Here is a 13663-nt window from a genome sequence, read left to right on the forward strand (position 1 = left end):
GTCCACGCCTCCTTCGCGGCCCGAGGCCGCTCCTGACATGAGAACGCCTGTACGCGCCCATCGGTTCCAGCCGGACGGCAGTCCTCACCTCAGAGGTGCGCCGACCTCATGCATGTGCTGGAGTGCCTGCCGGTAGGACTCGATCAGTCCGGTCTCCGCGTACGGCATGCCGAGTGCCTCGCAGTGCGCGCGCACCATGGGCTGCGCCAGGCGCAGATGCGGGCGGGGCATGCTCGGGAAGAGGTGGTGCTCGATCTGGTAGTTGAGCCCGCCGAGGAACCAGTCGGTGAGAACGCCGCCGCGTACGTTGCGCGAGGTGAGGACCTGGCGCTGGAGGTGACCCCAACGATCGCCTTCGGGGTCGGGCATCTCCATACCCTTGTGGTTCGGGGCGAACGCCATGCCCAGGTGGAGCCCGAACAGTGCGTGGTGCACCAGCGCGAAGACGACGGCCTTGCCCGGGGACATGACGGTGAGCAGCAGGGTCGCGTAGAGACCGAGGTGGGCGACCAGGAGCAGTGCCGAGAGGGCGCGCTCCCCGGCGGGCTGCCGCCGCAGGTACTGGAAGCCGGAGATCTTGAGCGCGATGCCTTCGAGGAGCAGCATCGGGAAGAAGAGCCGGGCCTGGTTGCGGGTCAGCCAGCGGGCGAATCCTTCGCGCTGGGCCGCCTGCTTCTGGGTCCAGACGAGGGCGCCGACGCCGACGTCCGGGTCTTTGTCGATGTGGTTGGGATTGGCGTGGTGGCGTACGTGCTTGTCGTTCCACCAGGCTTCGTTCATGCCGAGCAGCAGGTTCGCGTGGATCAGACCGATGACCCGGCCGGCCCTGCGATCGCCGGATATCTGAGCGTGTCCGGCGTCGTGTCCGACGAACGCGGTGCGGGACCAGAAGATCGCCAGTGGCAGCGCGAGCAGCAGGTTCCACCAGCTGTCGCCGAGGAGGAACATGCCGGCGAGCACGGCGCCCAGGGCGGCCAGATTGGTGACGATGCCCGCCGTGTACCAGCCGGTGCGCCGTTCCAGGAGTCCCTGCCCCTTGACCGCCCGCAGGAGGGGCGCGAAGTCGCTCCCCTGGCTCGCGGTGGCTCCGGCACCGCGGGCACTGACGACAGTTCCCGCACCGTCACGGGTACTTTCCACAACGGTGGCTACGGCCTGTGGCATGAGGTCTCCGGTCTCTGGAAAGCTGCGCTGACCTGTTGAAACGTACGGTGACCAGGGGCACGGCGACCATGGCGCCACCACCCGGGCCATGCGGGGGCAGGCCCCCTCCCTCCAAGGGGGTGCTGGCCCCACCTCCGGGCGTGACACACCGTCGTGCCCGGCAGCCTCGCGGGGCGGCCGACGCGCTCGAAAGTGAGCTGGATCACGCGGATTGCGCTCACGGTCGCACGCGCCGATGGAGTACCCTCGGCGGCTCGACACCGACTAGTCAAATTTGAGGAATTCGGCATCGCTGTGCACAGGCTCCCTGCGACAACGCTCTCCGAGATCTCCGCACTCTCCGGCTGCTCCGTGGTCTTCCTGCCCGCGGACCCTTCCCGTACCGGCCGCATCGCCTTCTGGCATCCGGACGGCAGTAGTCCGCCCGACGCTCCCGGCTCCGTGGAGGAGTTGACCGTCGTGGGCGCCGATGCGCAGGTCCACGCCGTGCCGGCGCTGTTGCTTCCGGTCCGCGACGCGCTGCCCGTACTGACGCGCGCCCGGGCTTCGGCTCAGGCCTCCGGCGCCGCCGCGTTCTGGGGCGCCGCCGCGCTCCTCGCCCTCCAGCTCGCCGCCCGCGGGCTGCTGCTTCCCGGACTGTCCGGCACCGATCACGATGCCTGGCGGGCCGGGCCGCTGACCGCCGACGATCAGTCCCGGATCCGTACGCTGGCGGCCTCGATGCCGCCCCTGGCCCACGCGGTGCCGCTCGACGCGACCGCACGGCCCGTTCTGCTGCCCGAACCCGAGCGGCTGCTGCGCGCGTTCCTCGACGCGGTTGCGGACGGGCTCCCCCGCACCCCTGCCGCGGCCTTCGCCACCGGCGGCCCGGCGTTCGCCGTCGACGCGCCACAGCATCTGCCCGACCAGCGGGCCTGGGCCGTCGACATCGCAGCCGGGCACGACGCCGGTGTCCGGCTCTCACTGCGGGTGGAGGTGTCGGGGCTGACAGTGCCGGACGAGGACGCCCGGCCGTCCTTTCGCGCTGTTCTGCAGATCCACAGCGTCAACGATCCGACACTGGTCGCCGATGCCTCCGAGGTATGGGCGGGGACCGCGCCGACCACTGCGGGCTTCGGCCCCCGTGCCCGGATGGATGCCCTGCTGGCGCTGCGCCGGGCCGCGCGTGCCTGGCCACCGCTGTCTCCGCTGCTGTCGGCCGCGGTGCCCGACTTCGTCGAACCGGCCGACGAGGAGATCGCCGACCTCCTCGGTCACGCCGGGCGGGCACTCGCCGCGACCGGGGTCCAGGTGCACTGGCCCCGGGAACTGGCCCGCAAGCTCACCGCGCGGGCGGTGATCGGTCCGGCCGAGGACGGGGAGGCTCCGGAGCAGGAGGCGTTCAGGCGCAATGGATCGGATACGCCGCCGCTCCTGTCGGCCGATGCGCTGCTGGCGTTCGACTGGTGGTTCGCCCTCGGTGACCAGAAGCTCAGCCGCGCCGAGCTGGACCGCCTGGCCGAGGCCAACAGGCCGGTGGTGCGGCTGCGCGACCAGTGGGTGCTGATCGACCCCGAGGAGGCTCGGCGCGCCCGCGCGACACAGGACCGCAAGGTCAGTCCGATCGATGCGCTCGGTGCCGTACTGACCGGATCCACCGAGGTCGACGGCCGCAGGATCGATGTGCGCGCCACCGGCTGGCTGGAGCAGTTGCGCCGCCGGCTGGCCGATCCCGAGTCCGACGGACCGAGCGCGGGACAGACGATCGGTCAGCCGCCGGCGCTCGCGGCCACTCTGCGCGACTATCAGCTGCGCGGCCTGAACTGGCTGCACACCATGACATCGCTCGGCCTCGGCGGCTGCCTGGCCGACGACATGGGGCTGGGCAAGACCATCACGCTGATCGCTCTGCACCTGCACCGCCAGAGCATCGAATCCGCCGCCGGGCCGACGCTCGTGGTCTGTCCGACATCACTCATGGGGAACTGGCAGCGGGAGATCGAGAAGTTCGCGCCCGGTACGCCGGTACGCCGCTTCCACGGCGGTTCGCGCAGCCTCACGGGCCTGGCGGACGGCGAGTTCGTCCTCACCACGTACGGCACGATGCGGCTCGACTCGGCGAAACTCGCCGACATCCGGTGGGGCATGGTGGTCGCCGACGAGGCACAGCACGTCAAGAACCCGTACTCGGCGACGGCCAAGCAGTTGCGCACGATCGGCGCGCGGGCACGGGTGGCGCTCACCGGCACCCCCGTGGAGAACAATCTCTCCGAGCTGTGGGCGATCCTCGACTGGACGACGCCCGGCCTGCTGGGCCGGCTCGGCACGTTCCGTACCCGGCACGCGCGGACCGCGGAGGGCGGCGACCCGGCGGCGGCCGAGCGACTCGCCTCTCTGGTACGGCCCTTCCTGCTGCGACGGCGCAAGTCGGATCCGGGCATCGCCCCCGAACTGCCGCCGAAGACCGAGACGGACCGCGCGGTGTCGCTGACGGCGGAACAGACCGGCCTGTACGAAGCGGTGGTACGGGAGACCCTGACCGCCATCTCCGACGCCGACGGCTTCGCGCGGCGGGGCCTCGTCGTGAAACTGCTGACGGCCCTCAAGCAGATCTGCAACCACCCGGCGCAGTACCTCAAGGAACAGGAGCCGCGCATCGAGAACCGTTCGGGAAAGGTGGAACTCCTGGACGAACTGCTCGACACGATCCTGGCGGAGGACGCGAGCGTGCTGGTGTTCACCCAGTACGTGCAGATGGCCCGGCTGCTCGAACAGCACCTCGCTGCGCGCGGGATTCGCACACAGTTCCTGCACGGCGGTACGCCGGTCGCCGAGCGGGAGGCCATGGTGAACCGCTTCCAGTCGGGCGAGGCCCCGGTCTTCCTGCTGTCTCTGAAGGCCGCGGGCACCGGGCTCAATCTCACCCGGGCCGGCCACGTCGTGCACTTCGACCGCTGGTGGAACCCGGCGGTGGAGGCACAGGCCACCGACCGCGCGTACCGGATCGGGCAGACCCAGCCGGTGCAGGTGCACCGCCTCGTCGCCGAGGGCACCATCGAGGACCGGATCGCCGACATGCTGGCCCGGAAACAGGGGCTTGCGGACGCGGTGCTCAGCTCCGGCGAGACGGCACTGACCGAACTGACGGATGCGGAACTGGCCGATCTGGTGACGCTGCGAGGGGGCACACGATGAATGACGGATACGTCGGCGGAGGACATGAGCGCGTCGCGTACGACAACACCGACGACGACGGCGACCGGTACGACGGCGTCGGATTCGGCGGTCGAAGGGCCGCTTCCGCCGCCGACGACCGGCGCGACGCCCCGACGCCGGTGCAGGAGCGCACATTCGCCGCGCTGCCGCCCGCGCGCGGTCGCGGATTCGCGGAGTCCTGGTGGGGACGGGCGTGGCTGAAGGCCCTGGAGGACACCGCGCTGGACGGCGAACAGCTCAAGAAGGGAAGGAGGTTCGCCCGCGAGGGACGGGTCGGCGCGCTGACCGTGCGGCCCGGCCGGATCACCGCTGTCGTCCGGGACCAGGACGCGTCCACGTACCGCGGTGACGTGCTCCTGCAGGAGCTGAGCGAGGCGGACTGGGAACGGTTCCTGGACATGGCCGCCTCCCGGGCCGGGCACATCGCGGCGCTCCTCGACCGGGAGATGCCGCCCCACCTGGTGGAGGACGCGGCAGCGGCCGGCGTGGATCTGCTGCCGGGAATCGGCGATCTGGACCCGGAGTGCACCTGCGAGGCATGGGACCACTGCCCGCACACCGCCGCCCTGTGCTACCAGGTCGCGCGGCTGCTGGACCAGGATCCGTTCGTCCTGCTGCTCATGCGCGGGCGCGGTGAGCGGCGGCTGCTGGACGAACTCCAGGTGCGCATCGCGGACCGCGCCGAAGGGCGGGCGCCGTCGGGTCCGGCCGCCTCCGACGGATCCGATGTTCCGGAAGCAGGGGCGCAGGACCGGGGCGTACGGGCGGACGAGGCGTTCGACGCGCGGGATATTCTGCCCCCGCTGCCCGCACCTCCACCGCTGCCGCTGGAACCGGGCCCCGCTCCGTCGCTGGACACGGAGACCGGACCGGAGCCCGGCGTCGAACCGGCGGTCCTGGAGATGCTGGTCGCGGACAGCGCGGCGCGCGCCTGCCGAATGCTGGCGGACGCGCTCTCCCCCGGCCATGAACATCAGCCGTTGCCGATGGAACTGACGCCGCGACAGGACGCCGTACGTCTGATCGCGGACGCCGGCCCGGAGCCGTGGATCGCTGCCAGGCTGGCCGCCGGATCGAGGCGCTCGCGCCCCGACCTCGATGCGGCGGTGCGCGCGTGGCGCTATGGCGGGGCGGCCGCGCTCGCCGTGCTCGACGAGGAATGGACCCCGGACGCGGAGACCCTGGCCGGGGCCCGGACCCGGCTCGCCGAGGCGTGGGACGAGGGTGAGCGGCCACGGTTCTCTTCAGCGGGCAACCGATGGACGGCCGTGGAGGAGGGTGTGCAGCTCCGTTTCGGGCGGGACCGACGCTGGTGGCCCTACCGTGCGGAGAGCGGACGCTGGGTTCCGGCAGGCCCGGCGGACGACGATCCGGCGGCGGCGCTGGGAGGTTCGAACATGACGGACGGCTGAGGTCGTCGCACGCGAGGACCACTCGGCGCTCGATGCCGGGCAGGCGGCGGGCGGGCAGAGGCGCCCGTCCCCCGTCCGTCGCCGTGTTCCGCCCTGGCGTTCAGCTCGAAGTCACCGGCCGTTGAGGGTGAGGGCAGAACCTGACGGCCGTCGGAGCTGTTCGTGCCTCAGGAGGCCTTATGTCCAAGCGTGTTGTCCGTCGCCCGCTCACCGTCGGGCTGCCGCTCGCCCTGCTCGCAACGGTGTGTGCCGCAGGGACGGCGACGGGCGCGCCGGACCGGCACCAGCGTCCGGAACCCACCGCTCGTGTCACCGGGAGCGCCGTACTCCCTGACATCACGCTCGCCGGATTCAGCAACGGGCTGCTCCCCGGGACGGTCGCCGACGACCGCGGTGTGATGCTCGGCGGTATCGGCAGTGACCTCTACCCGGCGGGCCGCAAGGGCGAGTTCTGGACGGTGACGGACCGTGGCCCCAACGGCCAGATCAAGATCGACGGAAAGAAGCGGCGCACCTTCCCGGTCCCGGGCTTCGACCCGGCGATCGTCAGGATCCGAGTCGAAGGCAAGCACATCCGGGTGCTGCGGTCCATTGCGCTGACCACCCGCTCCGGCGCCGCCGTCACCGGTCTGCCGAACCAGCAGGGCCGTGACGAGGCCCCGTACACGTACGATGCGAAGACGCCGCTCTCGTACGACCCGAACGGCCTGGACACCGAAGGAATCGTCCGGGCCGCCGACGGCACGTTCTGGCTCGTGGACGAGTACGGCCCCTCCCTGGTGCATGTCTCGGCCCGCGGCCGGGTGCTGACACGCTACGTCCCTCGGGGGCTCGGGCTGACGGGCGCCGACTACCCCGTGGTGGAGGCGCTGCCCGGCGTGCTCCTGAACCGCAGGATCAACCGCGGCTTCGAGGGGCTGGCCCTGCTCCCGGACGGTGATCTGGTGATGGCGGTGCAGAGCCCGCTCTCGCTGCCCGACCAGGACGCGGGCGAGTCGTCGCGCAATGTGCGACTGCTGCGCTTCTCGACGAAGAAGCGCACGGTCACGGCGGAGTACGCCTACCGGTTCGACCCGGTCGATGTCGTGGACCCCGGCGAGGACGACACCTCCGAGCTGAAGATCTCCTCGGTCGTCGCGGTCGGCCGCGACGGACTCCTGGTCGAGGAGCGCACGGACAGGGTGGCACGACTGCACCGGGTGACACTTCCCCGCGGTTCCGGAATCCTTGGATCCGCATGGGACGACCCGGCGACGTCACCCTCCTACGAGGAGCTCTCCGACCCCAACGCGTCGGGCGTACCGACGCTCCGCAAGAGCCTGGTCGTCGACCTGGGCAGGATCACGGGGGTGCCGGGGAAGATCGAGGGCGTGGCCGTGACGGGCCCGGACACGCTCGCCCTGATCAACGACAACGACTTCGGGATGACCGACGGAGCCGAGGCCTTCGACGCGAACGGCCGGCTGATCGACAGCGGCATCGACACGTCGGTGACGCTGCTCAAGCTGCCGCGCCCACTGCACGGCTGACCACGCTACGGCCCGGCGGTACGGGAACAAGCTCTCCCCCGTACCGCCGTCGCCGTGCGTTCCGCCCGCTTCCCGGTGCGCGTACCCGATTCCGGGCTCCCGCCGTCTTCCGCCGCCCGCCTGACGCCCGTACGGTAGGGCGCGCGAGAAGCCGAGCCGTACATCGGACAACGCCTTCCGGTCATCGGACAAAGGGAGTCACAAGGGTGTCGGGGGATGCGAGCAGCGGACTGTTACGTGATGCCGTCGGGCTGCGCGAGGTCCTCTTCCAGAGCATCACGGCGATGGCGCCCGCCGCAGCCATCGCCGCCTCCATTCCTTCCGGGGCCGCGTTCGCGGGCGGGAGCCTGCCGCTCTCCGTGGTCGTCGCCCTGATCGCCTGTCTGTTCACCGCGTCGTGCGTCGCGGAACTGGCCCGTCAGCTGCCCGCCGCCGGTTCGGTCGCCACCTACTCCGCGCAAGGCTTGCACCCGGCCATCGGCTTCCTCGTCGGCTGGGGCTACGTCTTCGTGGAGGCTCTGGTCCCCGCACTGCTGCTGCTCCAGCTCGGCTTCACGACGGCGGGCACCCTGCACCAGGCGTGGTCGTCCTGCCCGGCGGACCTGTGGTGGCCCTGGTCACTGTTCGGCGCGGCGGTCATCGCGCTCGCCGGGTACTTCGGCGTACGGGCCTCCGCCCGGTTCGGAACCGTGCTCGGGCTCTTCGAGGTGCTCGTCTTCGTCGCCTTCGCGCTCCTGCTCATCGGACAGGCCGGCTCGGACAACACGCTCTCGGTGTTCGGCACTTCGCACACCGCCGACGGCTTCGACGGCGTCAGCGGGATCTTCGCGGGATCGGTCTACACCGTGCTGGCCTTCGCCGGATTCGAGGCCGCGGCACCGCTCGCCGAGGAGACGAGGGACCCGCGGCGCACCATGCGGCGCGCGGTGCTCGGTGCGGCACTCTCCATCGGCCTGGTGTACGTCCTCACCACCTATGCGATGTCCGTGTACTTCGGGCCCGACAGGTTCGCCGCATTCGGGGCTTCGGGAGCGGCGTCCTGGGAAGGCGTGGCACGCGCCTCGTTCGGGCTGTTCTGGGTGCTGCTCTTCCTCGCCGTGGTCAACTCGACGGTGGCCAACGCGAATGCCTGCGCCACCGTCTCGACCCGGACGGCGTTCGCCCTGGGCCGGATCGGCGTCTTCCCTCGGGCGTTCGCACGGCTGCACCCTCGCCGCCGCTCCCCCGTCACCGGCGTGGGCGTGCAGTTCGTGATCGCGGTGGGCGTGACGCTCGGACTGGGGTTCGTCTACGACCCGGTGACGGCTTTCGTGCTGCTGGCCACTGTGATCGTCACGGTGATCACCGGCGTGTACATCATCGTGAACCTGTCCTGCGCCGGGTACTTCCTGCGAAGGCGGCGGGACAGGTTCAATCCCGTACTCCATCTGCTCTTCCCTGTGCTGGGCACGGCGGCGTTCGTGCCCGCGCTGCTGACAGCCGCCGGAATCCCCGCTTTCGACTTCGTCTCCGAGCTGAGTGCGCCGGTCTCGTACGCCGGTCCCGTCGTCGGTGTCTGGATGCTGATCGGAATCGTTGTGCTGGTGGTGCTGCTGCGCAGACATCCGGAGCGGGTGGCACAGACCGGACGGATCCATCTTGACGACGCCCCGGAGCCGGCCGGGGAACCCGAGACAGGAGCGGTACAGCGATGAACGACCCCCGAATCCTGACCGTCCGCCCCAAGCGGGGCGAGTACGCCTGGACCTTCGGCGGAGTGGCCCCGGTCGCCCGCATCGAGCCGGGGACGTTCCTCGACGTGTACACCGAGGACTGCTTCGCGGGACGGGTGCGTTCCGAGAAGGACCTGGTCTCCGAAGTCTGCGAGTTCCCCTTTCTCAACCCGCAGACGGGTCCATTCCATGTGGTGGGTGCGGAGCCCGGTGACACCGTCGCGGTGCATTTCGTGTCCGTCGAACCGGCCAGGGACTGGGCCGCCTCGACGACCGTTCCGCTGTTCGGGGCGCTCACGTCCACGCACACCACCGCGTCGCTGCAGGATCCGCTGCCCGAGGTGGTGTGGATGTGGCAGCTCGACCGGGCACGCCGCACCTGTCTGTTCAGTGCCCGGGACAGCGACGTCCAGGTGGAGCTGCCGATGGATCCGATGCACGGCACGGTCGGGGTGGCACCGGCGAATCTGGAGGTACGGTCCGCCTTGGTGCCCGACGCGCATGGCGGCAACATGGACACCCCGGAGATGAGGGCGGGCGTCACCTGCTACCTGGGCGTCAATGTCGAAGGGGCGCTTCTGAGCCTCGGCGACGGACACGCCCGTCAGGGTGAGGGCGAGACCTGCGGGGTCGCCGTGGAGTGTGCGATGAACACGGTGGTGCTCGTCGAACTGCTCAAGGGCGTCACGACTCCGTGGCCGCGCATCGAGTCCGACACCCATCTGATGTCGACCGGTTCCGCCCGTCCTCTCGAAGATGCCTTCCGGATCTCGCAGTTGGATCTCGTCCAGTGGCTGGCGCGCGACTACGGCCTCTCCGAACTCGACGCCTATCAGCTGGTCAGCCAGGCCGGCGAGGCGCCGTTGGCCAATGTGTGCGACACCAACTACACCTGTGTGGCGAAAATCCGCAAGGAGTGGCTGCCCGCGGGTGACCCCCATCGCGGACTCCACCGCCATCTGCGGGAGACGGCGACGACGCTGTCCAGCCCGTGACCACACCACCCGCCCCTCGTCCCTCCCCCCCCACGCACAGGAGTGTTCATGCATCGCAGAAGGATTCTTCAGGGCGCCGCGGCGACGGCTGCCGCCGCGCTGATCCCGGCCTCCGCCCGCGCCGCGGCCGCCACGGCCGCAGGCGACACGGACTATCCGCTCGCGCACTGGAACCCCGCATCGACGTCCAACTACACCGCTTCGAGCCGCCCTTCGGCCTATCCGGTCCAGTATGTGATCATCCACGTCACCCAGGAAACCTTTTCGAACACGATCGGAATCTTCCAGAATCCGGCGAAACAGGTGTCCGCGCACTATGTGGTGCGCTCGGGGGACGGCTATGTCGCCCAGTGCGTCCGGGAGCAGAACATCGCCTGGCACGCGGGCAACTGGGACTACAACACGCGCAGCATCGGGATCGAGCACGAGGGCTGGGTGGACCAGCCGTCCTACTTCACCAACGCCATGTACGAGAAGTCGGCGCTGCTGACCGCCTCGGTCTGCGACCGCTACAACATCCCCAAGGACCGCGCGCACATTCTCGGTCATGTCCAGGTCCCGGGCACCGACCACACGGATCCCGGCCCGAACTGGGACTGGGTGCGCTACATCCGGCTCGTCAATCTGTACTCCGCCGGCTGACGCGTCTTCGCCGCCACGTCCGGCTCACTCCCCGCACCCCGGTTGTCGCAGGCGTCGACTGCGGCCACGATGGGACGGGCACGACGCCCCTGGACGGGAGAGTGAGTTGACGGACCCCTGGATGGCCCTGGCAGCCGATACGGACCCCGGTGAACGGCTCGGCCAACTGCGGCACGCGCACGAGGTGTTCACCACGGCCGGACGGCTGGAGCGGCCGGTGCGACCGGTGGTCGGCGAGTCGTGGCGGCGCTCGGCACGGGCACGGGTCAGCCCGGACGGTGTCGCCCTGGTCGAGCTGGGCGCGGACGATCTCGGGCCGTACCGGGACGGGCATCCCCTGGCCCCCGCGATGCCGGTGATCCGTGAGCTGATGAGCGCGTACGCGATGGACGGAGAACACCTCCTCGCGGTGTGCGACGCGCACGGCAGACTGCTGTGGGTCGAAGGACATACGTCGACCCGTCAGGCCGCGGACCGGATGAACTTCGTGGAGGGCGCCTGCTGGGCCGAGTCCGTGGCCGGGACGAACGCACCGGGTACGGCCATCGCCGTGGACCGGCCGGTACAGGTCTTCGCCGCCGAGCACTTCCTGCGACCGGTCCAGCAGTGGACCTGCGCGGCGGCACCGCTCCACGACCCGCACACGGGGCGGGTCCTGGGCGCCGTGGACATCACCGGTGGGGACCGGCTGGCACATCCGCACAGCCTGGCGTTCGTGCAGGCGGTGGCACGCGCCGCCGAATCGCAACTCGCGCTGCGGACGCGCCCGCCCGACGGCGGGACCGTCCAGCTCAGTGCGCTCGGGCGGGAGGAGGCACTGCTCGTCGCGGGAGGCCGCAGGTTCCGGCTCAGCAGACGGCACAGTGAGATCCTGGTGACGCTGGCCCGCCATCCCGAGGGCCTGGGTGGCGACGAACTCCTCGTCGAGCTGTACGAGGACTCGTCGGTGACCCCGGTGACCCTGCGGGCCGAGCTCTCCCGGCTGCGGCGGCTGCTCGGCCCCGAGCTGCTGCCCTCCCGCCCCTACCGTCTCGCCGCCCCGGTCGACGCCGATTTCGACATGGTGGCGCGCAGGCTGGCGTCCGGCGCGGTCGCGGCGGCGCTCAGCGCCTACACGGGCCCGCTGCTGCCGGGCTCGCAGGCACCCTCGGTCGTCCGTCTGCGGGGCCGGCTCGACGGACAACTGCGGGCGGCGCTGATCGCGCGCGCCGACCCGGGCCTGCTGGCCGACTGGGCGTACAGTCCTTGGGGCGAGGACGACCTCCAGGCCTGGCGGGCGCTCGCGGCGGCCGTGCCCGCAGGACAGCGCCCCGCGCTCCTCGCCAGGGCGCGAGCACTGGACGCCGAGCAGCGATAGCCGCGTTTCTCCGCAACGGGGTTGCAACGTGGCGCCGTCTATCGTCACGCCAAGGGCCGTCCAAGGGCGGACGGCACGGATCCGGAAGGCCACAGAGATGACCCGTTACGCTGCGCCGGGCACCGAGGGCGCCATCGTCACGTACGAGTCCCGCTACGACCACTGGATCGGCGGCGCGTACGTCCCGCCCGCCCGTGGCCAGTACTTCGAGAACCCCAGCCCCGTCAACGGCCGGCCCTTCACCGAGATCGCCCGTGGCAGTGCCGAGGACGTCGAACGGGCCCTGGACGCGGCGCACGCGGCGGCCCCTGCCTGGGGAGCCACCGCGGCAGGAGACCGTGCCTCGGTCCTGAACAGGATCGCCGACCGGATGGAGGCGCACCTGGAGGAGCTGGCGGTCGCGGAGAGCTGGGACAACGGCAAGCCGGTGCGGGAGACCCTCGCCGCCGACATCCCCCTGGCCATCGACCACTTCCGCTACTTCGCCGGTGCGCTCCGCGCCCAGGAGGGGTCGCTCAGCGAGCTCGACGACGACACGGTCGCCTATCACTTCCACGAGCCGCTGGGCGTCGTCGCACAGATCATCCCGTGGAACTTCCCCATCCTCATGGCGACCTGGAAGCTGGCCCCGGCGCTCGCCGCGGGCAACGCGGTGGTCCTCAAGCCGGCCGAACAGACCCCGGCCTCCATCCACGTATGGCTGAAGCTGGTGGCCGACCTCCTGCCGCCCGGTGTCGTCAACATCGTCAACGGCTTCGGCGCGGAGGCCGGCAAACCACTCGCCTCGAGCCCCCGCGTCGCGAAGATCGCCTTCACCGGTGAGACCACGACCGGGCGGCTGATCATGCAGTACGCCTCCGAGAACATCAAGCCGGTGACGCTCGAACTGGGTGGCAAGTCGCCCAACATCTTCTTCGACGACGTGTGGAACGCGGACGACGACTTCCGCGACAAGGCCCTCGAAGGCTTCACCATGTTCGCCCTCAACCAGGGCGAGGTCTGCACCTGCCCGTCACGCGCACTGATCCAGCGCGGCCACTACAGCGAATTCCTGGAGGCGGGCATCGCACGCACCGAGAAGATCGCGCCGGGGCACCCGCTGGACACGGACACGATGATCGGGGCACAGGCCTCCAACGACCAGTTGCAGAAGATCCTCTCGTACCTGGACATCGGCCAGCAGGAGGGGGCGAAGGTCCTCACGGGCGGTCAGCGGATCGAGTACGACGGGGAGCTGGCGGGCGGCTACTACGTCCAGCCGACCATCTTCGAGGGCGACAACCGGATGCGGGTCTTCCAGGAGGAGATCTTCGGCCCGGTCGTGGCGGTCACATCCTTCTCGGACTTCGACGACGCGATCAGAACGGCGAACGACACGCTCTACGGGCTCGGCGCGGGCGTGTGGACCCGCGACATCAACACCGCGTACCGGGCCGGCCGTGCCATCCAGGCAGGCAGGGTCTGGACGAACTGCTACCACGCGTACCCGGCCCACGCCGCCTTCGGTGGCTACAAGCAGTCGGGGATCGGCCGCGAGAACCACAAGATGATGCTGGAGCACTACCAGCAGACAAAGAATCTACTGGTGAGCTACTCGCCGAAGAAGCTGGGCTTCTTCTAAAAGGCATGGAAAAGGGCGCCTGAGCTGGGGAAATTC

9 protein-coding genes are annotated in these 13663 nt (G+C 70.3%); 8 read left to right on the forward strand and 1 reads right to left on the reverse strand.

Going from position 1 to position 13663, the window contains the following annotated elements:
• Positions 1-84: 84 nt before the first annotated feature.
• Positions 85-1164, reverse strand: coding sequence for a fatty acid desaturase family protein (locus tag ACIQCZ_RS32100; RefSeq protein WP_402287508.1), 1080 nt, complete (start codon positions 1162-1164; stop codon positions 85-87).
• 294 nt (positions 1165-1458) lie between these two features.
• On the opposite strand from ACIQCZ_RS32100, the gene ACIQCZ_RS32105 reads away from it, so the two are divergent.
• The 8 genes from ACIQCZ_RS32105 (at position 1459) to ACIQCZ_RS32140 (ending at position 13627) form a co-directional block, all read left to right on the forward strand.
• Positions 1459-4338: a DEAD/DEAH box helicase gene (locus ACIQCZ_RS32105; protein ID WP_402287510.1), complete on the forward strand. Its 2880-nt coding sequence runs from the start codon at positions 1459-1461 to the stop codon at positions 4336-4338.
• The gene (locus ACIQCZ_RS32110) at positions 4335-5771 is read left to right on the forward strand and encodes an SWF or SNF family helicase (protein ID WP_402287512.1); all 1437 of its coding nucleotides are present in this window, start codon (positions 4335-4337) and stop codon (positions 5769-5771) included. Before ACIQCZ_RS32105 ends, ACIQCZ_RS32110 begins: the two co-directional genes overlap by 4 nt.
• A 179-nt stretch (positions 5772-5950) precedes the next feature.
• Positions 5951-7300, forward strand: a complete 1350-nt coding sequence (locus ACIQCZ_RS32115; protein ID WP_402287514.1) for an esterase-like activity of phytase family protein — start codon at positions 5951-5953, stop codon at positions 7298-7300.
• Positions 7301-7506: 206 nt separating this feature from the next.
• The gene (locus ACIQCZ_RS32120) at positions 7507-8994 is read left to right on the forward strand and encodes an APC family permease (protein WP_402287517.1); all 1488 of its coding nucleotides are present in this window, start codon (positions 7507-7509) and stop codon (positions 8992-8994) included.
• Positions 8991-10007 (forward strand): acetamidase/formamidase family protein, encoded by a 1017-nt coding sequence (locus ACIQCZ_RS32125; RefSeq protein ID WP_402287519.1) that lies wholly within the window; start codon positions 8991-8993, stop codon positions 10005-10007. The genes ACIQCZ_RS32120 and ACIQCZ_RS32125 overlap by 4 nt, the downstream gene beginning before the upstream one ends.
• A gap of 48 nt (positions 10008-10055) precedes the next feature.
• A complete protein-coding gene (locus ACIQCZ_RS32130; protein ID WP_402287522.1) occupies positions 10056-10649 on the forward strand; it encodes an N-acetylmuramoyl-L-alanine amidase in 594 nt (197 codons plus the stop codon).
• A gap of 121 nt (positions 10650-10770) precedes the next feature.
• On the forward strand, positions 10771-12006 hold the full coding sequence (locus ACIQCZ_RS32135; RefSeq protein WP_402287673.1) for a GAF domain-containing protein: 1236 nt from the start codon (positions 10771-10773) through the stop codon (positions 12004-12006).
• Positions 12007-12103: 97 nt separating this feature from the next.
• Entirely contained in the window at positions 12104-13627 is a 1524-nt protein-coding gene (locus tag ACIQCZ_RS32140) for an aldehyde dehydrogenase family protein (RefSeq protein WP_402287524.1), read from the forward strand.
• Positions 13628-13663: the final 36 nt, after the last annotated feature.

Origin of the sequence: Streptomyces sp. NPDC093149 (assembly GCF_044754145.1) — a bacterium.
Taxonomy (GTDB): domain Bacteria; phylum Actinomycetota; class Actinomycetes; order Streptomycetales; family Streptomycetaceae; genus Streptomyces.